Origin of the sequence: Phenylobacterium sp. (assembly GCF_036963605.1) — a bacterium.
Classification (GTDB): Bacteria; Pseudomonadota; Alphaproteobacteria; order Caulobacterales; family Caulobacteraceae; genus Phenylobacterium.
The window spans coordinates 1-21,601 of record NZ_JBALUY010000062.1 but is presented as its reverse complement, the minus strand read 5'-3'; the positions used below and the strand labels follow the sequence as shown (position 1 = coordinate 21,601).

General features: G+C 68.6%; 19 protein-coding genes, 1 tRNA gene and 1 pseudogene. 10 read left to right on the top strand and 11 right to left on the bottom strand.

The window, feature by feature from the left end:
* The 6 genes and pseudogenes from V7702_RS12380 to V7702_RS12355 all read right to left on the bottom strand — a co-directional run.
* Window positions 1-359: pseudogene (locus V7702_RS12380) on the bottom strand (S9 family peptidase); the annotation flags it as partial.
* A gap of 44 nt (window positions 360-403) precedes the next feature.
* Window positions 404-2,617, bottom strand: a complete 2,214-nt coding sequence (locus V7702_RS12375) for a TonB-dependent receptor (protein WP_335650411.1) — start codon at window positions 2,615-2,617, stop codon at window positions 404-406.
* 143 nt (window positions 2,618-2,760) lie between these two features.
* A complete protein-coding gene (locus V7702_RS12370) occupies window positions 2,761-3,579 on the bottom strand; it encodes an acyl-CoA thioesterase (protein ID WP_335650410.1) in 819 nt (272 codons plus the stop codon).
* A 199-nt stretch (window positions 3,580-3,778) separates the two neighbouring features.
* Window positions 3,779-5,278 (bottom strand): PepSY-associated TM helix domain-containing protein, encoded by a 1,500-nt coding sequence (locus V7702_RS12365; RefSeq protein ID WP_335650409.1) that lies wholly within the window; start codon window positions 5,276-5,278, stop codon window positions 3,779-3,781.
* A complete protein-coding gene (locus V7702_RS12360) occupies window positions 5,275-5,850 on the bottom strand; it encodes a hypothetical protein (RefSeq protein WP_335650408.1) in 576 nt (191 codons plus the stop codon). Before V7702_RS12360 ends, V7702_RS12365 begins: the two co-directional genes overlap by 4 nt.
* On the bottom strand, window positions 5,847-8,108 hold the full coding sequence (locus V7702_RS12355; RefSeq protein ID WP_335650407.1) for a TonB-dependent receptor: 2,262 nt from the start codon (window positions 8,106-8,108) through the stop codon (window positions 5,847-5,849). Before V7702_RS12355 ends, V7702_RS12360 begins: the two co-directional genes overlap by 4 nt.
* Before the next feature lie 124 nt (window positions 8,109-8,232).
* Between V7702_RS12355 and V7702_RS12350 the strand changes: the two genes are divergently transcribed.
* Entirely contained in the window at window positions 8,233-8,772 is a 540-nt protein-coding gene (locus tag V7702_RS12350; RefSeq protein ID WP_335650406.1) for an NTP transferase domain-containing protein, read from the top strand.
* A 35-nt stretch (window positions 8,773-8,807) separates the two neighbouring features.
* Here the strand turns inward: V7702_RS12350 and V7702_RS12345 are convergent, their stop codons facing one another.
* The gene (locus tag V7702_RS12345) at window positions 8,808-9,296 is read right to left on the bottom strand and encodes an Lrp/AsnC family transcriptional regulator (RefSeq protein ID WP_335650405.1); all 489 of its coding nucleotides are present in this window, start codon (window positions 9,294-9,296) and stop codon (window positions 8,808-8,810) included.
* A gap of 192 nt (window positions 9,297-9,488) precedes the next feature.
* On the opposite strand from V7702_RS12345, the gene V7702_RS12340 reads away from it, so the two are divergent.
* Window positions 9,489-10,316 (top strand): TIGR02587 family membrane protein, encoded by an 828-nt coding sequence (locus V7702_RS12340; protein ID WP_335650404.1) that lies wholly within the window; start codon window positions 9,489-9,491, stop codon window positions 10,314-10,316.
* Window positions 10,313-10,732 carry a TIGR02588 family protein gene (locus V7702_RS12335; RefSeq protein ID WP_335650403.1) on the top strand — a complete coding sequence of 140 codons (420 nt, stop codon included), beginning with the start codon at window positions 10,313-10,315 and terminating at the stop codon, window positions 10,730-10,732. The genes V7702_RS12340 and V7702_RS12335 overlap by 4 nt, the downstream gene beginning before the upstream one ends.
* 54 nt (window positions 10,733-10,786) lie before the next feature.
* Here V7702_RS12335 and V7702_RS12330 read toward each other — a convergent pair whose 3' ends face one another.
* Window positions 10,787-11,023, bottom strand: a complete 237-nt coding sequence (locus V7702_RS12330) for a DUF5961 family protein (RefSeq protein ID WP_335650402.1) — start codon at window positions 11,021-11,023, stop codon at window positions 10,787-10,789.
* 149 nt (window positions 11,024-11,172) lie between these two features.
* Between V7702_RS12330 and V7702_RS12325 the strand changes: the two genes are divergently transcribed.
* Window positions 11,173-11,769, top strand: a complete 597-nt coding sequence (locus tag V7702_RS12325) for a DUF4142 domain-containing protein (protein ID WP_335650401.1) — start codon at window positions 11,173-11,175, stop codon at window positions 11,767-11,769.
* 272 nt (window positions 11,770-12,041) lie between these two features.
* Here V7702_RS12325 and V7702_RS12320 read toward each other — a convergent pair.
* Window positions 12,042-12,116, bottom strand: a tRNA-Val gene (locus tag V7702_RS12320).
* Between the two features lie 16 nt (window positions 12,117-12,132).
* Window positions 12,133-12,855, bottom strand: coding sequence for an HAD-IA family hydrolase (locus V7702_RS12315; protein WP_335650400.1), 723 nt, complete (start codon window positions 12,853-12,855; stop codon window positions 12,133-12,135).
* Window positions 12,856-12,946: 91 nt separating this feature from the next.
* Here V7702_RS12315 and glmU point away from each other — a divergent pair, with 91 nt between their 5' ends.
* From glmU to V7702_RS12285, 6 genes are all read left to right on the top strand, one after another.
* On the top strand, window positions 12,947-14,308 hold the full coding sequence (glmU, locus tag V7702_RS12310) for a bifunctional UDP-N-acetylglucosamine diphosphorylase/glucosamine-1-phosphate N-acetyltransferase GlmU (RefSeq protein ID WP_335650399.1): 1,362 nt from the start codon (window positions 12,947-12,949) through the stop codon (window positions 14,306-14,308).
* 97 nt (window positions 14,309-14,405) lie between these two features.
* Window positions 14,406-15,089 (top strand): ribose-5-phosphate isomerase RpiA, encoded by a 684-nt coding sequence (gene rpiA, locus V7702_RS12305; RefSeq protein WP_335650398.1) that lies wholly within the window; start codon window positions 14,406-14,408, stop codon window positions 15,087-15,089.
* A 14-nt stretch (window positions 15,090-15,103) separates the two neighbouring features.
* Window positions 15,104-16,486 (top strand): glutathione-disulfide reductase, encoded by a 1,383-nt coding sequence (gene gor / locus V7702_RS12300; RefSeq protein ID WP_335650397.1) that lies wholly within the window; start codon window positions 15,104-15,106, stop codon window positions 16,484-16,486.
* The gene (locus V7702_RS12295; protein ID WP_335650396.1) at window positions 16,483-17,730 is read left to right on the top strand and encodes an O-antigen ligase family protein; all 1,248 of its coding nucleotides are present in this window, start codon (window positions 16,483-16,485) and stop codon (window positions 17,728-17,730) included. Before gor ends, V7702_RS12295 begins: the two co-directional genes overlap by 4 nt.
* A gap of 77 nt (window positions 17,731-17,807) precedes the next feature.
* The gene (locus tag V7702_RS12290) at window positions 17,808-19,187 is read left to right on the top strand and encodes a class II 3-deoxy-7-phosphoheptulonate synthase (RefSeq protein WP_335650395.1); all 1,380 of its coding nucleotides are present in this window, start codon (window positions 17,808-17,810) and stop codon (window positions 19,185-19,187) included.
* A 125-nt stretch (window positions 19,188-19,312) separates the two neighbouring features.
* On the top strand, window positions 19,313-20,689 hold the full coding sequence (locus tag V7702_RS12285) for an MATE family efflux transporter (RefSeq protein WP_442958418.1): 1,377 nt from the start codon (window positions 19,313-19,315) through the stop codon (window positions 20,687-20,689).
* A gap of 4 nt (window positions 20,690-20,693) precedes the next feature.
* On the opposite strand, the gene V7702_RS12280 is transcribed toward V7702_RS12285, so the two are convergent.
* Window positions 20,694-21,596, bottom strand: coding sequence for a cobalamin biosynthesis protein CbiG (locus V7702_RS12280; protein WP_335650412.1), 903 nt, complete (start codon window positions 21,594-21,596; stop codon window positions 20,694-20,696).
* Between the last annotated feature and the right edge of the window lie 5 nt (window positions 21,597-21,601).

Sequence of the window (21,601 nt, the reverse complement as noted above, 5' to 3'; positions counted from 1 at the left end):
GGGCCATCGGGGACCGGCGGCTGGGATTCGTCGCCCTCGGCCAGGGCCATCATGCGCCGGGCATAGGCCTCCTGGCGTTCCTGCGTCGGCGCCAGCATCGCTTCGGCGTAGCGGTTCTCGGCCTCGAGATGGGCGCGGATCTCCGGCGACATCAGGCTGCTGTCGCGGGAAACCTCGGCCCAGTTGGGATCGCGCAGCCAGGCATAGGGATCATGCCGGACCCGGCCGAGCTGTTCGATCCGCAACGGCCGCCGGGGCGGGCGGGGCGGGCTGATCGAACCGACGTCCGCCTGGGCCCGGGCAAGGCCTGGCGTCAGCGCCAGGCCCGCCGCCGAAAGCAACAGGGTCCGTCGGTTCATCAGCTACGCTCCGTCTCGCACTCAGACCGTGTGGCGCAGTCGCCCTAGAGCGACCAGTTCAGGGTCACCCCGACGGTGCGCGGCCGGATCAGACCCTGGCTGAGACCATTGGCCTCGGGAAGGGTGCGCGTCACGCCCCGCTCATCGCCCAGGTTCGACCCGAACAGGGTGACCGAGGTCGCCCCGAAGTCCGCCCGCAGGCGAAGGTCGATGACGTTGAAGTCGCCCTGGGTGTTCGGAGCGACCCCCGGCACGGCCGAATTCAGGTCGCTGATGCCAGACGACACGTAGCGATGCGACAGGATCAGGGTCGGATCATAGGCCGCCTCGAACCGGTAGGAGGCAGTGTTGGAGATCGACCAGTCCGATGAGCCCGGCAGCTGCGAGCCCTCGGGCGCGGCGCCGTACCACAGAATGAAGAGCGGCTCGTCGAGACGGGCCTCCATGTAGGTGATGCTCGACTGCAGATCGAGCTGCGGGGTCGGGCTGAAAGTGATCGAGGTCTCGAGGCCCTTGATCGTCGCCGCGCCGCCGTTGGCCGCGTAGTTGAAGTCGTCCGGCGTCAGCAGGCGCAGCTGGATGTCCGACCAGTCCACATAGAAGGCCGTGGCGTCGAGCAGGAGCTTGCCGCCCGCCAGGTTCGAGCGGACGCCGATCTCGTAGTTCTTCAGGCTGTCGCTCTCGGAGCCCGCCGGCACCGGGAAGGCGCTGAGGCCCTGGGTGTTGGGCGTGCCGAAGCGGAAGCCTTCGGAATAGAGACCATAGACCATCAGGTCTTCGTTGGGGGTGTAGGTCAGGGAGACCTTGGGCGAGAAGCCGTCCTGCTCGTCCGACTCGGTGGGCGAGACGTTCAGGCCGCCCGGGAAGGTCGAGAAGCCCACCTGGCTGGAGGTGGAGTCGGTCTCGGTCTTGAAGAGGCGACCGCCGGCGGTGAGCTTCAGTTCCGGTGTGAAGTTGAAGCTGGCCTCGCCGAACACCGCCATCTCCTTGGCCTTCAGGTCGGTGAAGAAGGCGTTGAAGATGCGGCCGTCCGGCGCGATCGCCGCCCCCGTCCCCGGGCCAAAGAGCGGGGAGGCGTCGAAGGCCGCCGCCGCGCCGTCGGCCCCGAGTTGCTCGTAGAGGTTCTTCTCGCTCTCGAAGTACATGGCCCCGATCAGCCACTCGAAGCGGCCCTCGGTGTTCGACGCCAGACGAACTTCCAGGCTCTCGCCGGTGGACTTACCGCCGCTCTCGATGAATAGGGGCGAGATCAGGTTGAGGCCCAGATCGGCGTTATACAGCCCGCGATAGGGCGTGTAGTCGAAGGCGAAGTCCTGCGACTTCTCCTGATAGGCGCCGATGGCCGTCAGGGTGGCGAAGCCGAAGTCGTGGTCCAGCCTCAGGCTGTGCAGGGTGACGTCGGTCTCGTTGGCCTCGGCGAACGCCGTGGACCGCGCCAGGTCGCCGAAGGCCGGATTGCGGTAGGGCGCGTCGTCGGCCTCGGTCTTCTGATAGAGGCTCAGCCAGGACACTTCGGTGGCGTCGGTGGGTGTCCAGACGAGCGAGAGCCGGCCGCCGCCGATGGTGATGTCGCTGGAGCCGGTCTCGCCGATGCCGACATTGTCGAGATAGCCGGGATCGTTGCGATAGGTGGCCACGGCGCGCAGGGCGAGCTTGTCCTGCACCAGCGGGATGTTCACCATCCCCTTGATCGCCCCGCCGACATCGGCGTTCCGGGTCTTGCTGAGCGTGGTTTCGATGGCCGCGTCATAGGCGCTGGCGTCGGCCTTGGTGGCCACATAGTTCACCGCGCCGCCCATGGAGGCCGAGCCGAACAGGGAGCCCTGGGGACCGCGCAGGATCTCCACATGGTCCACGTCGAAGGCGTCGATGTCCGGGATGACGATGGTCCAGCCCGGCTCGGTCAGCGGCACTTCGTTGATGTAGTAGCCGGTGGTGCCCTGGCCCTGGACGTTGCCGGAATTGGTGGCCACCCCGCGGATGACCACGTGGGACGTGCCCGGCTGGAACTGGTTGAAGGTCACCCCCGGGGTGCGGGCGATGTAGTCGGCATAGCTCTGGGCGCCGATGGCCTCGAGCTGGGCGCCGCTGACGGCGCTGACCGATCCGGAAATATCTCGGACGCTGACTTCGCGCTTGGTGGCGGTGACGATGATTTCTTCGAGCAGCGTGCCGCTGGCCTGGGCCGCGGCGGGTCCGGCGATCAGGCTCGCGGCGCCGACCAGCAGCAGGCCGCGGAACGACTTGAGACGCGTCATGACAATCCCCCTTTTTTGGTTGTCCCAACTCGCGCCGGACCTAGATCCGGTCACAGGAAAGGAGGCTATGACGCTCCTGTGAAGCTGGCCCTCCGACCGGGGTCATTTACTAGCGCGCGCGGGCCAGCGGGCCAGCGGGCCGCTCAGTCGCGGGCGCCCTCGAAGACCCGCAGGATCATCGACTGGCTGGCCGTGGCCATCAGCTCGCCGTCCTGGGCGAACAGGTACATGGCGCCGTGGGCGAAACCGCCGTGGACCCCGTGGACGCGGATGTCGGCCAGCACCCAGTCGGTGGGCACGATGCGGCGATAGCGGATGGTGTTGTCCAGGCTGTTGCCGCCGGCGTTCAAGTCCAGCGCGTTGCCCAGGGCGCCGGGGATGAAGTCGGCGATGATGGCCAGGAAGCTGGAATCAATCGGCAGACCCTCCCGCGACCGGATCCACAGCAGCAGCCGGCCGTCCTTGTCGGACGTCCCGGCGGTTGCGCCACCATAGCGGCCCTGCGCCACGCGGACCTCGATCCGGCTGTGCAGGTCATCGCCACCGCCGCGCCAGTGGTCGGCCGGAATGCAGTCCTCCGGCGGCGGCGCCTTGGGGGCTTCCAGCCACTGGACCGAATGCTCGCTCTCCCGGGCGCCGAGGGCGGCGTTGACCGTGAAGATCTCCTTGTCGCCGACGTGGCCAATGATCCGGGCCTGGCTGTTGTACTTGCCCGAGGCCGGGACCCGCACATCCAGATCGACGATGCTGGGGGGCCGCGCATAGGACAGGTACTGGGCCGTCGCCCAGACCGCCGGCCGTTCGCAGGTGCGCTCCAGGGCCGCGATGGCCGCCCCCATGCCCACGCCGCCGAACATGAACAGGTTGCCCGGCGGGCCGACGCACACAGCCGGGCTCAGCGGCAGGTACCAGCGGTTGGCGTTGTGGGTGGCCTGCAGGTTGAAGAAGAGGGGCTGGCTCATGGGGTCAGGTCGCGGCCTTGCGCATGAGCTCGCGGCGTTTCTCAATCCCCGTGGCGTTCGGCGGGAACCTGCCGCGTGCTCGTTCTGCTGGATGGACCGCCATAGGCCCAGAGCATGGGGGCTTCAAGCACTGGGTCGGGGACGCCACAGGTCCACGCCACATTTTCCACCAGAATTCAGGCCGTCGGCCGTTTGCAGGCTACTCGGCCGGCGCAGGGGACGACGCGCCGAGCGGGCGGGCCGCGCGAGGCCAGACCGAGAGGACGAGACCCGCGGCCAGCAGGATCGCCACGGCGTTGGTGATCCAGGCCACCGGGTCCGTCGCCGCGCCTCGCCAGACGGCCATGTGGGCGAGCACGGCGAGGCCGAGGCTCAGGGCCGAGGCCAGCCGCAAGTGGCGCGATATGGCGGCGGGCGCGGTCCAGACGAAGGCTGAGCCCAAGGCCAGAAGCGTGGCCACGGCCCAGCTCGCCAGCGGCGGAATGGCGGGGATGAAGGCGAGGGCCGCTGAGACCCCGAAGGCCAGCGGCTGGCTCCAGACCGTGGCGACCCAGATCCGCTCCCACATGGGCGCAGGCCGGCCCTTGTCGCGTCGGCGGGCGAGCCAGATGGCTACGCCGCTGGTGGTGACCACGGTCAGGCCGGCGCCCAGCACAGCATAGACGAGCTTGATCGGCCATCCGCCGAACCAGCCGAAATGCAGCTGGCCGATCGCCTGGATGATCTGGGCGCCCACGGTTTCGCCTCCCATGGGGGCGTCGGTCAGCGGCCGGCCGGCCCCGTCGAACACATAGTTCTCGCCCGCGGAGAGACGCCCCGGCGCGCCGGCCAGAACCTGCACGCTCTGACCCCGCTCGCCGGGGTGATCGAGGCCGACATAGGTGGGAACGGCCCCGGGGGTCATGCGGGCCACCTGGGCCAGGGCGGCGTCCACCCGGGGGAGCGGGGCTGCGCGCGGATCATCCTGCGGCGCTGGCGGAAGGAAGAGGTCATAGGCCCGCCCGACATCCCCCTGGAACAGGGCCAGAGCCAGGACGCCGGCAATGATGGTGGTCAGGCCGAGCAGGGCTCCGGTCAGGGCGATGGTCACGTGAAAGGGCAGGGCCCAGATGCTGATCCGGTTGTGCAGATCGGCTTCCTGCAGGCGCTTGGAGCCGCCCCAGCGGAGGTGGAAGGCGTCGCGGAACACCCGCGGATGGGAGAAGATGCCCGAGATCAGCGAGGACAGCAGGGCCACGCCGGTCAGGCCGACCACGAATATCCCCCAGCTCCGCGGCAGGTGCAGATAGATGTGCAGGGTGGTCATGAAGTCGGTCCAGGGCGTCGGCGCCGGATCGGTCAGGCGCCCTTGCGCATCGGCGAACAGTTCGAGGTCGCCCGCCTCCCGGTCCACATAGAGCGAGACCCGTGGCGCGCCCTCGGTGGGCAGGTTGATGAAGATGTGCTCGGCCTTGCCATACTGGGCGATGGCGCCTTCGATCGCCGTCTGCAGGGCGGCGGGCGAAACGGCGTCCATCCGTGGCGCGGCCGGTTGCTCCCAGCGATGGAATTCCTCGGCGAAGACCGCCACCGTGCCGGAAAAGCAGACCAGATAGATCAGGGCGGCGAAGGCCAGGCCCAGGGCCGAATGGCCCGCCAGCACGGCGCGGACGAAGCCGGGCGGGATCTTCGGCCAGATCGGCTTGCCGGCCTTGCTCATGAGAAGCCCTTCAGGACAGCGGCGGTGAAGGTCACCAGGGTGACGCCCGACAGCACCGCGGTGGCCCGCAGGATCTTGTCGTCCGCCAGGGTCCAGGCCATGCCGGCGGCCCAGAGGATGGGCACCAGCAGGCCGCCGAGGACGATGCGGGTCTGGGGTGGGCCGGGGACCCAGACGGTCCAGGCCAAGCCTACGCCCATGGCGGCGATTCCGCCCAGGGGACCGGCCAGCAACACCCGCAGCCAGCCGCGCCAGGCCTTGGAGGCCCGCTCGGAGGGCTCCAGAGCGACCTCTCGCGGCGGGCGGCTGCGGCCGGTGCGTTTCTGCAGGCTGGCGGCCACGACAGCCAGGGCGCCGAAGGACACCAGGGCCGAGGCCATGAACGGACCTCTCGCCGGGCCAAGAAAGGGCGCTGCGCCCAGCACCGCGGCGGCCAGGGCGCCCCATCCGGCCAGCATCAGCCAGGGTCGGGCGCCGTCACGGCGCCGCCACGCCCGACGCAGGATCAGGGCCGCGGCTGCGCCCAGAGCCGTGAGCGCCGCGGCGGCGAAGATGTCGGCGGCCGGGGTCACCACTCGATCTCGAGGGCCGCTCCGATGACCCGCGGGTCGCCGAAGATGGCGCGGTTCAGATCGGCCTGCTCGTACTGGACATACTGCTCGTCCAGCAGGTTGCGGCCGTAGACCGAGATCCGCCAGTCGCCGGCGTCATAGCCGAAGCGGCCGTTGACCAGGGTGCGGGCGTCGATGGCGAAGTTGCTCTGCGTGACGCCGGTGTTGCTGAAGGCGTCGCTGCGATAGCTGGCGTTCAGGTTCAGGAAGAGGCCGCTGTCCCAGCGATAGTTGCCGCCGACCGCCCAGGTCCAATGGGGCGCGAAGGCGAACTCCGAACCGCTGAGATCGACATGGGTTGCGCCCAAGGTGACCTCGAAGTCCTCGAATTCGGTCTTGGTGTGGCCCACCGAGGCGTAGAGGTCGTAGGCGGCGGCTGGGCGCCAGGCGCCCTCGATCTCAAAGCCGTACAGATGTGAGGCGCCGGCGTTCTCGGTCTGGGTGTCGTAGATCGTCGTACCCAGATTGACCATCACCTGCTGGTCGGTCCAGTCGACATAGTAGGCGTTGGCGTTGAGGGTCAGGGCCTCATCCAGCCAGCTCGTCCGCAGGGCCAGTTCGTAGTTCCAGGTGAACTCCGGGTCGTAAGGGACCACGGTGGAGCGGGCCACGTTGACGGCCGAGCCGCCGGACCGGTAGCCCCGTTGCACGACGAACGAAACCGAGGCGTCGTCTGTCATCTCGTACCGGGCGCCAAGCTTGGGCAGGAAGGCCTCGAAGTCGCGGCTGGCGGTGGGCGCCGAGCCGCCGGCCTGGGCCACGAACATGCCGACCACCTGGTTCAGGCCGCCGATCACAGGGGCCAGGGATCCGAAGCTTGCAGGATCGGGATAGGCGCCGCCGAATGTGGCGATCTGCTCGGAGGACTGGATGTTCTCCTCCCGGTCATAGCGGAAGCCCGCCAGGATCGAGAGCTGCGGCGTGACCTGGAAGCGGCCGTCCCCGAAGAGGGCCATCGTGCGGATGTCCTCGGGCGATGAGCCGAAATAGTCCACCGGGATCGCCGGCAGTCGCGACACATAGAGGTTGGCGATCATGTCGGCCGTGGCGGCGTCCAGGCTGAAGGGCGCGCCCATCAGCACCCCTTGCAGGGTCGGCGCCGGCGTCGGCACGTTCGTCCGCGTGGTGTTCACATAGTCTCGGATGCGGCGGGCGTAGTAGGCGCCGACCAGGCCGTTCAGCCGCTCGCCGGAATAGGCCAGGCGCACCTCCTGCGAGAACACCTCGTCCTCTTCGTCCAGGATGCCGAAGGCGTCGGCGACGGGGCCGTAGTCGCCATCATAGCGGCTGAGATTATCGACGCGGCTCCAGGCGGTGACGCTGGTCAGGTCAAACCGATCCGATAGCCGGTAATCCGCCTCAAGCGTGAGGATGTCGGCGGTGCTGTCGCTGTCGTTGGGGAAGTCGCCGCCGGTGACCCGGTTCTCAAAGGGGTCGGCGACATCGGTGCGGGCGTAGCTGTAGACATAGCCGCCGGTGCGCTCGTCATGCGTCCAGACCATGCGGGCGGTCAGGTCGGGCAAGGCCTGGGGCGTGAACAGCAGCTTGCCGCGGATCGTCGTGGCGTCGGTGGGGTCCTCGTCCTGCTCGCGGGTGGTGTTGTAGACGAAGCCGTCGGCCTTGCGGTCTTCGATGGCCAGCCGGAAGGCCAGCTGGTCTTCGATGATCGGCCCGCCGCCGGCGAAGGCCAGGCTGCGTTCCCCGGCGTCGGAAACCATGGCCCGCGCCCGGCCGCCCCAGGTCCAGGTGGGCTCGGCCGTGCGGATCACCACCGCGCCGGCTAGGGCGTTCCGGCCCTGGAGTGTCGATTGCGGCCCGCGCAGGATCTCGACCTGGGCGACATCCCACATGTCCAGCGGGCCGTTATTGAGGGCCCGTTCGGGGATGGCGGCGCCGTCCACATAAACCGTGGCCAGGCCGCCGCCGCCGCCGCCCGAGACGTTGATGTTGTTGACTCCTCGAATGGTGAAGCCGGAGCCGCCATAGGTGGAGGAGACGTTGGCCGTTCGGGCGACGATGTCGAAGAAGGTCTGGATGGCCTCCTCTTCGATCCTGCGGGCGTCGACGACGGCGACGCTGGTCACGGTGTCCTGCAGGCTTCGTTCGGTCTTTTCACCGGTGACGACCACTTCGCGAATTTCGGTCGCATCATCGGCCGAGGCGACCCCGCCTCCGAGGCCAAGGGCCAAAGCGCCGATCGTCCATGCAATACGAGACATACCACCCACCCAAATAAGAACCGCTCGCAACTGCCCTTTCTAATTATGAGAGTCAATCTCAAACCAGCGTTATGGGAAGAGCTGCGCCCTTGTGTGGCAACGGGTTCAGCGCATGATGAGCGCCATGACACTGATTGCTCTCATCCTCACCGGCGGCCAATCGGCACGCATGGGACGGGACAAGGCCCTGATCGACTGGGGCGGGCGCAGCGCCATCGAGCGGGTGGCCGCGCTGGGTCGGGCGGTGGGCGCAGACTCGGTGTTGAGCGTGGGACGCGACTATGGCTTTGGGTTTGTGAGCGACCCGAGGCCGGAGGCGGGACCGGTTGGCGGGCTCCTTGGCGGACTGGCGGAGGCCCGCAGGCGAGGCGCTGCGCGCGCGCTCATCCTGGCGGTCGATGCGCCCACCCTGCGAGCCGATGACCTCGCGCCTCTGCTGGCCGCCCCGGCCCCGGGGGCGACGTTCGAGGGTCTGCCTGTGCCTATGGTCCTATCCGTCGACGCGGCCCCGTCCGATGCGGCTGATGGCTGGCCCTTGCGGCGGTTCGTCGAGCGGGCGGGTCTGGCGGTCCTGCCAACGTCGCTCGGCGCTCTGATGCGCCTTCGGGGCGCCAACACCCCGCAGGAAATGGCCGATCTGCTGGCCGCCACGGACACGGCCTGAGTCCCGAAGGGGGAACGATCTGCGGCGTTCGAGGATCAGCGCAGGGGGCGGACGTGCAGGGGCGCAGCGGTGGTGTGCTTGGACGCCGCCAGGGTGACGATGGAGCGAATGTCCGCCACGCCGGGCAGCTTCAGGATCGTTGAGACGACAAAGTCCTGATACCAGTTCAGGTCCGGCGCCAGGACCTTCAACATGGCGTCCATCTCACCGAACACGGCATAGGACTCGGTGATCTCCGGAATAGCCTCGACGGCGCGGTGGAAGCTGGCCCGGTCCTCGTCGCTCAAGGGGATCATCTTGAGCTGGGCGAAAATCTGGATGGCGAAGCCGAGCTTTTGGCAATCCACCAGGGCCACGGTGCCCTTGATATAGCCCTCTTCCCGCAGTCGCTGGATGCGCCGCCAGCAGGGGGACTGTGACAAGCCGACCTGCTCGGCCAGGTCCGCCGTCGACAGGGAGGCGTCCCGCTGCAGGATCTCCAGAATCTTGGTGTCGATCGCGTCCAGGGCGCCGGGCATATCCATGCTCGCAGATTGGTTTCCCTGCATCGCGGATGCAGCGAAGGCGGGAGTCAAGCTTGGCGCCGCCGGGCAGGCCGCATCTGGTCCATCTGTGCCCCGGCAGCCTACTACGGATGCAAGGGCGTCACCCGAGGGAACCCGGCGGCTCCGTCAAACACTCTTGGATGCAACGGGCGCAACTGAGGGAGAATTCGGGTGCTGAGCGCCTTGCGTGCGGACGCGGCCTTCTTGAAGGGGCTGGGGCGGGCCTTCGCCGGCGCGCTGATCTTTTCGCTGCCCATGATGATGACCATGGAGATGTGGTGGCTGGGCTTCTACATGGACCCGCTCCGCCTCGCCCTGTTGCTGGTCCTGACCTTCCCGGTTCTCGTGGGTCTGTCGCGCTTCGGCGGCATGCGGCCGACGGCGCACCTGCGCGACGACATGGCCGACGCCCTGGTCGTCATGCTGGTGGCCGCGATCGCAGCGGGCGTCATCCTGTGGATATTCGGGATTCTGACCCCGGAAATGGCGCCGCGGGAGATCATCGGCAAGGTCGCGATCCAGACCGTGCCGGGCAGCTTCGGCGCCATGCTGGCGCGTAGTCAATTGGGCGCCGAACCGGAGGGCGAAGGGCCGGAGCGAAGGGACCCAACCTACGGGGGCGAGCTTTTCCTGATGGGGGCGGGCGCGCTCTTCCTCTCCTTCAATGTCGCCCCCACCGAAGAGATGGTGGCCATCGCCTACAAGATGTCGGCTTGGCAGGGTGTGGCTCTGGCGCTGCTGTCGCTGGGGCTCATGCACGCCTTTGTCTACGCCCTGAACTTCAGAGGGGGCTCCCGGCGGCCTGAGGCGATCCCCGCCTCGATCATCTTCCTCCGGTTCAGCGTGGTCGGCTACGCCGTCGTGCTGCTGGTCAGCCTGTTTGCACTCTGGATATTCAGCCGCACCGACAGCAGCGGCCTGCAGGAGATCATCAGCGCGGCCATTGTCCTGAGCTTTCCGGGCGCGATCGGCGCCGCTGCTGCGAGGCTGCTCCTATGACGTCGACTGACAGGGCTGAGCCCGATGACCATGGAGCGCCCGAAACCACCTCGGCCCTGGAGTGGCTGGTGGCCGGTCTCGGCGCGCTGCTGGTGATCTTCACCGTAGGCTACATGGTCCACTTCGCCCTGACGCGCCCGGAGGGGCCGCCGGCCGTGGTGCTGGAGGTGACCGGCGTGGCGCGCGCCCGCGCGGGCTATCTGGTGAGCTTCAAGGCCACCAATACCGGACATAGCACGGGAGCCGGCGTCGTGGTCACCGGCGAGCTTTCCCGTGGGGGAGAAGCCATCGAGGAGAGCGAGATGACCCTCGACTACCTGCCCCAGGACTCTGAACGGCGAGGCGGCCTGTTCTTCACCGAAGATCCCGCGGCCTATGAACTGGTTCTTCGCGCCCAGGGTTATGCGGAGCCCTGAGCCGGGCCTCGCCGTGTTGGCGGGGCGTCATGAGCATAGTCGCAGGCGGCCTGATCAGCCGCAGGCCGAGGTCTCACCGCTGTCGAGATCTATGCGGAAGCAGTGCTCGTGGCCGCTTTCCATATCCTGCACCACCAGGCTTATCTCGGCGCCGCTCTCGGCCAGATGCAGGTCTTCGACATAGGCCAGGGCGGCGGCCTCGAAGCTGCGCTCGGTCAGGCGACGGACCGCCTGATGATCGCCCTCAGCCAAATGGACGCAGTATTCACGCTCAAGCTTTGAGTTGGACATGGAACCTCCGGCAAGGAGAACGCGTGGTCGTTGAATTGGATTCAAGGTCCAGAAAACCCTGAGTCGGGCCATCTGCGGGCGCCGCAGCGTTCGGAACCCATCGCTGCGCTTCGTGTTGGCTTGGCAGGATCCAATGAGGGAGCTCTCCTATGAAACGCTATCTGATCGTATCGGCCTGCGCCGCGGCCCTGGTCGGCCTTGCTGCTTGCGGAAACGGCGACGGGACCACCGAGGTCGGCCAGTCCGATCCCGTGAACGCTGCGCAGGACGCCACCTCGGCGGCCGTCGGCCAGACCTCGGCGGCGACGCTTGGGGCGAACACGCTTGGCGGATACGTCATGAACGCCGCGGTCAGCGACATGTACGAGATCGAAGCTGGCCGCATGGCTCAGGAGAAGGGCCAGAGCGCCGAAACCAAGCAACTCGGCGAAATGCTGGTCAACGATCATACGGCCAGCTCCGGTCAACTGGCCGAACTGGCCCGCGCCGCAGGCGAAACTCCGCCCACCGAGATGGATGAGCGCCGCCAGGGCCTGATCGACAATCTGCGCGCCGCTGAGGGCGCGCAATTCGACAAGGTCTTCGCCGAACAGCAGGTCGCCGCCCATCAGGAGGCGATCACCCTGCATGAAGGCTATGCCGAGAACGGCGACAACACCGAACTCACCGCCTTCGCCCGCGACCTCGTGCCCAAGCTACGCACCCATCTGGAGCGCGCCCAGGCCCTGGAAGCCGCCGCTCAGTAAAGTCAGGCCAGTACGGTAGGAGGCCCGCGTGTCCATTGCGCGGGCCTTTCCTTTGGTCGCTCTATGCTTGGTAGCCAGGCGAGGATCCGAAACGACATTGGCGAAGAAGGCGAACGGCTCAAACGGCAGCGCCAACGGTCGCGGGAGACAGCGCGGTATCATGATCGGGCGCGGCGCATGGAGAGCCGCGCCGGCCAGCGCCGGCGCACCGACGGACTTCTCGAAGGCGCTCATGGGAAAGAGAATTCACGCCGGCTCAGCGGCGGAAGGAATGGTGGATGCGACAGGGATTGAACCTGTGACCCCCTCGGTGTGAACGAGGTGCTCTCCCGCTGAGCTACGCATCCATCGGAAGGGATGCGCCTATAGCGTCTCGTTCGCCGCGGGGCAAGCCGGCAGTAGTTGCAAACAGGCGGCCGGCAGATCGGCGTAGCGGCTGATCAGAATGTCGGCCCCAAGATCGGCCACGGGGACCTCGGTGTAGCCGAAGCTGACCAGGATCAGGGGCACGCCGGCGGCTCGGGCGGCGCCGGCGTCGGGGGCGGCGTCGCCGATCATGATGGCGCGGTCGGGGCGGCCGCCGGCCCGGGCGATGGCGGTTTCCAGGTGGCGGCGGTCGGGCTTCTGGGCCGGGGCGGCGTCGGCCCCGACAACGGCCTCGAACAGGGACGACAGGTTCAGGGCGTCCAGCAGGTTGGTGGACAGGTCGGTGCGCTTGTTGGTGCAGACCACCAGGCGCGCCCCGGCCCCGCGCAGGGCCTCCAGCGTCTCGACCATGCCGGGGAAGGGGACGCTCTCGTCGGCGATATGGGCGTTGTAGCGGGCGATGAACCGCTCGAAGAGGCCGCCCATGGCGTCGTCGGAGATGGGCGCGCCGGCCTCGGTGAACCCGCGCTGCAGCAGCCAGCGCGCGCCCTTGCCAATGAAGGGGCGGGCCTCGGCGAGCGGCAGGGGAGCGTGGCCTTCCTCCTGCAGGATGACGTTCAGCGTGCCGACGAGGTCCGGCGCGGTGTCCACCAGGGTGCCGTCCAGGTCGAAGGCGAGCGCTGCGCCGGCCAGGGCCGAAAGGTCGAGGGGGGCGGCCATGGGATCTTCGTCTCCTGTCGTCGAAACCTGTCGCCGTTTCGGCTAAACGCCCCATGATTGCAACGCCGTCGACTCGCCAAGGATTTCGCCCATGACCCCCAGCGCCCAACCGCGCGCCGCCGTCATCCTCGCCGCGGGCCAGGGGACGCGCATGAAGTCGCCGATCCCGAAGGTGCTGCACAAGGTCGGCGGCCGGACCATGCTGGACCGGGCCATCGATGCGGTGCAGGCGGCGGGCTGTGAGCGAATCCTGGTCGTGGTCGGGGCGCAGGGCGCGGCGGTGCGCCAGGCGGTCGTGGCGCGGCTGGGCGAGGCCGCGGTGGTGGTGCAGGACCCGCCGCTGGGCACCGGCCACGCAGTGCTGGCCGCCCGGCCGGCCCTGCAGGACTTCGCTGGCGACGTGCTGGTGACCAACGCCGACTGCCCGCTGCTGGAAGGCAAGGACCTGGAGCCCCTGTTCGCCCTGCGCGAGCAAGGCGCGCAGATCGCGCTGCTCGGCTTCGAACCCGCCGACCCGGCCCTCTATGGGCGGCTGATCCGCGGGGCCGATGGCCATGTCATCCGCATTGTCGAGGCCCGCGACGCCAGCGAGGAGGAGCGCCATGTGCGGGCCTGCTATTCCGGCATGATGGCCGCTGACGCCTGCCGCCTGTTCAACTGGCTGGACAAGGTGGGCAACGACAACGCCAAGGGGGAATACTACCTGACATCCGTCGTGGCCGTCGCCGTGGCCGAGGAGGCTAATGTGCGCGCCGCCTTCGTGCCCGAGAGCGCGGTCATGGGCGCTGATTCCCAACCCCAGCTGACGGCGGCCGAGGCCATCTTCCAGCAGCGCCGTCGCCACCACTTCCTGAACGAAGGCGTCGCCATGCCGGCGCCGGACACCGTGCACTTTTCCTGGGACACCGAGATCGCGCCCGGCGCGACGGTGGAACAGTTCGTGGTCTTCGGCCCCGGCGTGAGCGTCGAGACCGGCGCGGTGATCCGGGCCTTCAGCCACCTTGAGGGGGCCAACGTCGCTGAGGGCGCTCTGGTCGGCCCCTATGCCCGCCTGCGTCCCGGCGCGCAGATCGGCGCAAGGGCCCATATCGGCAACTTCGTCGAGGTGAAGAAGGTCGCGGTCGGCGCCGGCGCCAAGGCCAATCATCTGGCCTATCTGGGGGACGGGACCGTCGGGGCCGGGGCCAATATCGGGGCCGGGACGATCTTCTGTAACTATGACGGCTTCGACAAGTTCGACACCCATGTGGGGGAGGGCGCCTTTATCGGCTCCAACTCGGCCCTGGTGGCGCCGGTGCGGATCGGGGCGGGCGCCTATATCGGCTCGGGCTCGGTGATCACCCGCGAGGTGGCGCCCGACGCCCTGGCCCTGGAGCGCTCGACCCAGGTGGAGAAGCCCGGCTGGGCGGAGCGGTTTCGCGCCGGCAAGCGCGCCAGGGCGACCAAGGCCTGAGCGCTTGGGGGTTTCGGCCGTGGCCTTGCCGCGCTCAGGCGCCTAGAAGAAGACAAATGAGCCGCTTGCCTGGTCGGCGGCGAGAGACGGAAATCAAATGGACGCAGACGCGCAGAAGAAAGCCGCCGGCGAGGCCGCCGCCGCCCTGGTGGAGACCGGCATGGTCGTGGGCCTGGGCACCGGCTCGACCGCGGCCTGGTTCGTCAAGGCGCTGGCGGCGCGCAAGCTTGACGTGACCTGTGTCGCCACCTCGGTGGCCACCGCCGAACTGGCCCAGGGCCTGGGCATGAAGCTGTCCGAGCTTGGCCCCATAAGATCCATCGACCTGACCGTGGACGGCGCCGACGAGATCGGCCCGGCCCTGTCGCTGATCAAGGGCGGCGGCGCGGCCCTGCTGCGCGAGAAGCTGGTCTGGGAGGCCTCGCGCCGCTGCGTGGTCATCGCCGACGCCGCCAAGCGCGTGCCGGCGCTTGGGAAGTTCCCCCTGCCGATCGAGGTGGTGGCCTTCGCTCACGAGACGACGGCCCTGCGAATCTGCGACGCCCTGTCGGAGTGCGATCTCGGCGTTGCGCCGCGCCTGCGAGTGAAAGACGGCGCCCCCGTGCGAACCGACGGCGGAAACCTCATCTATGACGCAGCCTGCGGACGGGTCGAGGATCCCGCGGCGCTGGCCGATGCGCTGAAGAGCGTCACCGGCGTGGTCGATCATGGCCTGTTCCTCGACCTGGCCGACATGGCCCTGGTGGGGACGCCCGAGGGCGTCGTCACCGTCGAACCGTAAGGAGCGTCACCTCCGTGACCCAGTACGACTACGATCTGTTCGTCATCGGCGCCGGCTCGGGCGGGGTGCGCGCCGCGCGCCTGGCCGCCCTCAGCGGCGCCCGCGTCGCCGTGGCCGAGGAGCACCGCGTCGGCGGCACCTGCGTGATCCGCGGCTGCGTGCCCAAGAAGTTCATGGTCTACGCCTCGGAGTTCGCCAGCCATTTCAAGCTGGCCCAGGCCTATGGCTGGACCGTCGGCGAAACCAGTTTCGACTGGCCGACCTTCCTGGCCGAAAAGGACAAGGAAATCGCCCGCCTGTCGGGAATCTATGTCACCAACCTGCAGAATGCGGGCGCCGAACTCGCCCATGCCAAGGCCCGGCTGATCGACGCCCACACCATCGAGCTGGTGGGCAAGGACAAGACTGTCACAGCCGACAAGATTCTGATCGCCACCGGCGGCCGGCCCTGGGTCCCGCAGGACATGCCGGGCATCGAGCATGTGCTGACCTCTGACGAGGCCTTCCAGCTAGAAAACCTGCCCAAGCGGATCGTGATCGCCGGCGGGGGTTATATCGCCGTCGAATTCGCATGCATCTTCAAAGGCCTGGGCGTGGATGTGACGCTGGTGCATCGGGGGCCGAACATCCTGCGCGGCTTCGACGACCATGTGCGGGCGCATCTGGCCGACGAGCTGGAAAAGAAGGGCATCGACGTCCTGCTGGGCTGCCAGCACGAGAGCGTCGAAAAGACCGAGGCCGGGCTGGTCAGCCATCTGACCAGCGGCGCGACCCTGGAGTCCGACCAGGTGCTCTTCGCCCTGGGGCGCGCGCCCTATGTCAAGGGCCTGGGCCTGGAGAACGCCGGCGTCGCGCTGAAGGACGGCGCGGTGATCGTCGATGACTATTCCAGGACCAATGTGGAAAACATCTGGGCGGTGGGCGACGTCACCGACCGGATCAACCTGACCCCGGTGGCGATTCGTGAGGGCGCGGCCTTCGCCCAGACCGAATTCTACGACAACCCGACCACCTTCGATCATGAGATGGTCGCCTCGGCGGTCTTCTCCCAGCCGGCGATCGGCTCGGTGGGCCTGACCGAGGCCGAGGCCCGCCACGCCCACGGCAAGGTCGACATCTATCTCTCGCGCTTCCGCGCCATGAAGCACGCCTTCGCCGGCGGCGACGAGCGCGCCCTGATCAAGCTGGTGGTGGATCAGGCGAGCCAGAAAATTCTCGGCTGCCATGTTGTCGCCGCCGATGCGCCGGAAATCATCCAGATGGCCGCCATCGCGCTGAAGATGGGGGCCACCAAGGCCCAGTGGGATTCCACCTGCGCCGTCCATCCGACCCTGGCCGAAGAGCTGGTGACCATGCGCGAGAAATACCTGCCACAGGATCTGGGCGCGGCCGCGTGACGGCGCCCGGCTGGATCAGCGGATCGGGCTTCGCCCGTTGGTGCGGCTGGGTGCTGGCCTTTGCGGGCGTGATGACCGGCCTGCTGGGCTGGCTGGGCCCCCTGGGCTTCGCGGTGCTGCTTAGCATCGTCGGCCTGCTTTGCCTGCCAGCCTTTCAGGTGAGCGAGGCCGACCGCCCGGCGGCCCTGGCCCTGTTGGTCCTGGTGATCTGGGCCTGCGGATCGATGCTGTGGAGCCCCTACAGGCCTGATCCCCTGTGGAGCTCCAACGCCGTCAAGCTCGTCTCCCAGGGCCTGCTCTACTGGGCGGCCTACAGCGCGGTGCGCCGGGCGACGCCGCAGGGCCTACGGCGGGCGATGGTTATTCTGATGGCGGGGGTTTCGGCCCTGGCGGCGCTGATCATCGTCGAGGCGGTGACGGGCGCGGCCCTCTATCAGGTGGTGCGCCAGGCCATCGGCGATCCGATCCGCCCCGACCTGGCCGTCCGCAATGTGGCCCAGGGCGTCTTCGTCCTGGCCGTGCTCTGGGCGCCGGCCGCGCTGGTGGCGGTGCGGGTCGGCTGGTGGCAGTTGGCCGTGCTGATGGCCGCAGGCGTTGTCGCCGGCGCCGCGGGGCTGGGCGCCGATGCGCCGCTGATCGCCCTGGCGCTCGCCAGCGCCTCTGGCGTGGCGGTCTATCGCTGGCCGAAGCTGGCCCCCCGGGGGCTGGCGGCAGGCGTCGCGGCCTTCTTCCTTGCCGCGCCTCTGGTGGTCTGGGGGCTGCGCGCCCAGGGCGCCTATGGCCAGGTTCAGGAGATGGTCAGCCTCTCCTGGAGCATGCGCATGGACTATTGGAGCTACGCGGTCGACTGGATCGGCGACAAGCCTCTGCGCGGCTGGGGCCTGGACGCCAGCCGCATGTTCGGGCCGGGCATCCGCCTCCATCCCCATGATGCGGCCCTGCAGATCTGGCTTGAACTCGGCGTGATCGGGGCGGCGGCGGCCACCGTCTTCTGGGTCGCCATCTTCCACCGCTTGGAGCGCCAGCAGGGCGACCTGGGTGCGGCGGCCGGCGCGGCCGCGGCGGTCAGCTATCTCACCTTCGCCGCGGTCAGCTTCGGCGTGTGGCAGGAGTGGTGGCTGGCCCTGGGCGCCCTGGCCGCGGTCGCCAGCGCGGGCGCCCAGCGGCTGCCGGCGCGGGCGCCGAAGGCCGCAACGGCGCCGGCGGCGCGCAGAGCATCGACCTCGCGCCCGATATCGGAGTAGAAGGCGCGTCTTTCATTCCTTGCGGGACCTTGGCCCGCCCTGGCTTCGCCAAGCTGGCGATGCGGAGTTGCAGATCGATGAGTGAGACCTGGAAGCCGTCCTCCTGGCGCGCAAAGCCCGCCAAGCACATCCCGGATGACTATCCGGACGCCGCGGCGGTGACGCAGGTCGAGCAGACCCTGCGCGGCATGCCGCCCCTGGTGTTCGCCGGCGAGGCGCGGCGGTTGAAATCCCTGCTGGGCGATGTGGCCGAGGGCCGCGCCTTCCTGCTGCAGGGCGGCGACTGCGCCGAGAGCTTCAAGGAATTCCACGCCGACAATATCCGCGACACTTTCCGCCTGATCCTGCAGATGGCCGTCGTGCTGACCTTCGCCGGTGGCAAGCCGGTAGTGAAGGTCGGCCGCATGGCCGGACAGTTCGCCAAGCCGCGCTCCTCCCCGGTGGAGAAGATCGGCGATGTGGAGCTGCCCTCCTATCGCGGCGACAATATCAACGGGATGGAGTTCACGCCCGAGGCGCGAGCGCCCGATCCGGAGCGCCTGCTGAAGGCCTACGCCCAGTCGTCCTCGACCCTGAACCTGCTGCGGGCCTTCGCCGGCGGCGGCTATGCCGACCTCTACAATATTCACCGCTGGACGCTCGGCTTCGTCAATGACAGCCCGCAGGGCGCGCGATACCGCGAGCTGTCGGAGAAGATCAGCGAAGCTCTGACCTTCATGGCCGCCATCGGGGTCACCCCCGACAGCCATCCCGACCTGCACCGGGTGGAGTTCTTCACCTGCCACGAGGCCCTGCTGCTGGGCTTCGAGGAGGCGATGACCCGCGTCGATTCCACCTCGGGCGACTGGTACGACACCTCGGCCCACCTGCTGTGGATCGGCGAGCGGACGCGCCAGCTCGACGGCGCCCATGTGGAGTTCTGCCGCGGGGTGAAAAACCCCATCGGCGTCAAGGTCGGCCCCACCGTGGAGCCGGACGAACTGCTGCGCCTGATCGATGCGCTCAGCCCGGCCAACGAGGCCGGCCGCCTGACCCTCTATGGCCGGTTCGGCCACGACAAGATCGCTGATCGCCTGCCGCGCCTGATGCAGGCCACCAAGGCCGGCGGCCGCAATGTCGTCTGGGCCATCGACCCCATGCACGGCAACACGCTGACGGCGGCCAACGGCTACAAGACCCGGCCCTTCGACCGCATCCTGTCGGAGGTGAAATCGTTCGTGGAGATCGCCAAGGCCGAGGGCGTGCACCCCGGCGGCGTGCACCTGGAGATGACCGGCCAGAACGTCACCGAGTGCCTGGGCGGCGCCCGGGCCCTGACCGAGGGCGACCTGGCCGACCGCTATCACACCCATTGCGATCCCCGCCTCAATGGCGAGCAAGCCTTGGAACTGGCCTTCCTGGTGGCGGAAAAGCTCAAGGAAGACCGGGTGGACATGGCCCGCCGCGCGGCGGTCTGAGGCGCTCCGGGGCTGTGGCCCCGGGGCAACCACCTGAGCGGCATTTTGGGAGGCGGTCGCGCCGGCCTTGCCACGGGCGGGTCGGGCGACCACCTTCCGCGCCTCTTTGACATCTGGTGAACGTCATGGCCGGACCTGCGGCCCCTTCTGCGCCCGCCATGGCGGCGCGCCTCAGTCCCGTGCGCCTCGACCTCGCCCAGCTTCTGAAGCTGTCGGGGCCGGTGGTGCTTGCGCGCCTGGGCATCATGACCATGGGTCTGATGGACGCCATCGTAGTCGGCCGCTACTCCGCCGAGCATCTGGGGTTCCACGCCATGGCCTGGGCGCCGACCTCGGTGGTGCTCACCATGGCCATCGGCCTGCTGACCGGCGTCCAGGTGATGACCGCCCGCGCCGTGGGGGAGGGCCGCCCCCGTGAGAGCGGCGCGGTCCTGCGCCGCGGTCTCGTCTATGGGTTGTGGATCGGCCTGATCAGCATGGTGGTGCTGGCCGGTCTCGGGCCGCTCGGCCTGGCCCACCTTGGCCTCGAGCCGTCCCTTGCCTCGGGCGCGGCCTGGCCGGTGATCGTCTTCGCCCTGTCCCTGCCGACCTATGTGATCTCCTGCGCCGCCAGCTTCTGGCTGGAGGGGCTGTCGCGACCGGTCCCGGCCATGTTGCTGATGTGGGCGGCCAACGCCGTCAACTTGGCCTTCCTGCTGCTCCTGGTGCCGGGCGCGTTCGGGCTGCCGGCCCTGGGCGCCACCGGCGCGGCCTGGGCGACCTTCGGCGCGCGCGCCTTCCTGATGATCGGGCTGCTGGCCTATATCGCCCTGATGCGCGACGCCCGGGCCCTGGGCGTGTTCGCCAAGCCGGCCCGGGACCGCCGGGCCGAGGCCGAACAGCGCAAGATCGGCTATGGCGCAGGCGCGTCGAATTTCTTCGAGGTGGCGGCCTTCGCCTCGCTCAACGTCGTGGCCGGCTGGATCGGCGTGCTGGCCCTGGCCGCCTGGACGGTCGTGCTGAACGTGATCTCTCTCGTCTTCATGGTTCCCCTGGGCCTGGCCGCCGCCACGGCGGTCCTGGTCAGCAGCGCCTATGGCGCCCGCGAGCGGGACGGGGTCGTCCGCGCCGGCCTGATCGGCTTTGGCGTCACCGCCCTGTTCGGGGTGCTGGTCTCGCTGGTCGTCTGGCCCGCAGCCCCCTGGATCGCCGCTGCCTATACCACCGAGCCTCAAGTTATCGCGGTGGCCGCTGGCGCCCTGGCGCTCTCCTGCCTCTTCCTGCTCACCGACGGCCTGCAGGTGGTGATCGCCCAGGCCCTGCGGGCGCGGGGAGACGTCTGGCTGCCGACCTTCACCCACCTGACCAGCTACATCCTGATCATGATGCCGCTGGCCTGGTGGCTGGCCCTGCCCATGGGGATGGGCGTCACCGGCCTCGTCTGGGCCGTGATCATCGCCAGCCTGATTTCAGCGGGTCTGCTAGGCTGGCGGTTCTGGCGGTTGTCGTTGCGGCCGCTCTAGACGCTCAGCGCCCGGCACCGAGAATCCAGCCTTCTTCGCGCTCGGCGTCGGCCAGCACCGCCTCGTCTATCCCGGGCGGGGCGGCGAACAGTTCGGCCAGCTTGCCGGCCTCGTCCAGGCGGGCAAAGTGCTCGGCCGTCTCGCGCACCTGCACCAGGTCCTTCACCTCGCCGGGCGGAGCCTTGATGTTCAGCAGGGACGGATAGATCTCGGCCACCACCGCCTCGACCCCGTCGAGGTCGGCCGCAGTGAGGGCCTTGAAGCCGGTTTCGAACGGCCAGAGGCGCACGGCCTCACCGCGGGCGGCCTTCAGACGCCGGACCGCAGGGATGCCCAGCAGGGCCTGCCCGCCGACAGAGCCGTTGTAATAGAGCTTCCAGATCGAGGCGGCGCCCTTGGCGGCCACATCGGCATGGCGAAACTCCGGCAGGTCGTCAGGGCCGTGGGCCCGGGTGCGCTTGGGCTGCAGGGTGGTCAGCGCGTCCTTGGGCGGACAGCCCCAGAAGGGGAAGGGACCGCCGGTCAGCCGCCGGTTCAGCTCCGAGCCGACGCCGAAGCGGTTGTTGGTGTTGTCGGCCTTGTCCTTCACCATCTTGTCGATCTGGGTCCAGACCGCCGGCCACGGCGGATCGCCGGCCAGGTTCAGGCCGGCGGCGAAACCCCGGGGGAATCCCAAGGGAAAGTCGAAGCCGACCAGGGCGCGCTCGCCCCGCTTCTTCAGATCATCAAGGATCGTCCCCAGCAGCTTTTCGGCCTCGCCGCGGGTGGAGGGATTGTGCGACTCGAACGACATGCGGAAGCGCACGTCGCGCTTGAGCACGCCGATCCAGACGGAGTCGGTCCCCGTGCCCGGCTTGGCCGCCGCGCTCCAGTCAACGATCAGATAGGCGCTGAAGAGGCGCGACACGGCAT

Excerpts from the sequence above, each read along its gene's own strand:
- V7702_RS12375 (WP_335650411.1), bottom strand. The coding sequence starts at position 2,617 with ATGACGCGTCTCAAGTCGTTCCGCGGCCTGCTGCTGGTCGGCGCCGCG.
- V7702_RS12370 (WP_335650410.1), bottom strand. The coding sequence starts at position 3,579 with ATGAGCCAGCCCCTCTTCTTCAACCTGCAGGCCACCCACAACGCCAAC.
- V7702_RS12365 (WP_335650409.1), bottom strand. The coding sequence starts at position 5,278 with ATGAGCAAGGCCGGCAAGCCGATCTGGCCGAAGATCCCGCCCGGCTTC.
- V7702_RS12355 (WP_335650407.1), bottom strand. The coding sequence starts at position 8,108 with ATGTCTCGTATTGCATGGACGATCGGCGCTTTGGCCCTTGGCCTCGGA.
- V7702_RS12350 (WP_335650406.1), top strand. The coding sequence starts at position 8,233 with ATGACACTGATTGCTCTCATCCTCACCGGCGGCCAATCGGCACGCATG.
- V7702_RS12345 (WP_335650405.1), bottom strand. The coding sequence starts at position 9,296 with ATGGATATGCCCGGCGCCCTGGACGCGATCGACACCAAGATTCTGGAG.
- V7702_RS12335 (WP_335650403.1), top strand. The coding sequence starts at position 10,313 with ATGACGTCGACTGACAGGGCTGAGCCCGATGACCATGGAGCGCCCGAA.
- V7702_RS12330 (WP_335650402.1), bottom strand. The coding sequence starts at position 11,023 with ATGTCCAACTCAAAGCTTGAGCGTGAATACTGCGTCCATTTGGCTGAG.
- V7702_RS12325 (WP_335650401.1), top strand. The coding sequence starts at position 11,173 with ATGAAACGCTATCTGATCGTATCGGCCTGCGCCGCGGCCCTGGTCGGC.
- V7702_RS12315 (WP_335650400.1), bottom strand. The coding sequence starts at position 12,855 with ATGGCCGCCCCCCTCGACCTTTCGGCCCTGGCCGGCGCAGCGCTCGCC.
- glmU (WP_335650399.1), top strand. The coding sequence starts at position 12,947 with ATGACCCCCAGCGCCCAACCGCGCGCCGCCGTCATCCTCGCCGCGGGC.
- rpiA (WP_335650398.1), top strand. The coding sequence starts at position 14,406 with ATGGACGCAGACGCGCAGAAGAAAGCCGCCGGCGAGGCCGCCGCCGCC.
- V7702_RS12290 (WP_335650395.1), top strand. The coding sequence starts at position 17,808 with ATGAGTGAGACCTGGAAGCCGTCCTCCTGGCGCGCAAAGCCCGCCAAG.
- V7702_RS12285 (WP_442958418.1), top strand. The coding sequence starts at position 19,313 with ATGGCCGGACCTGCGGCCCCTTCTGCGCCCGCCATGGCGGCGCGCCTC.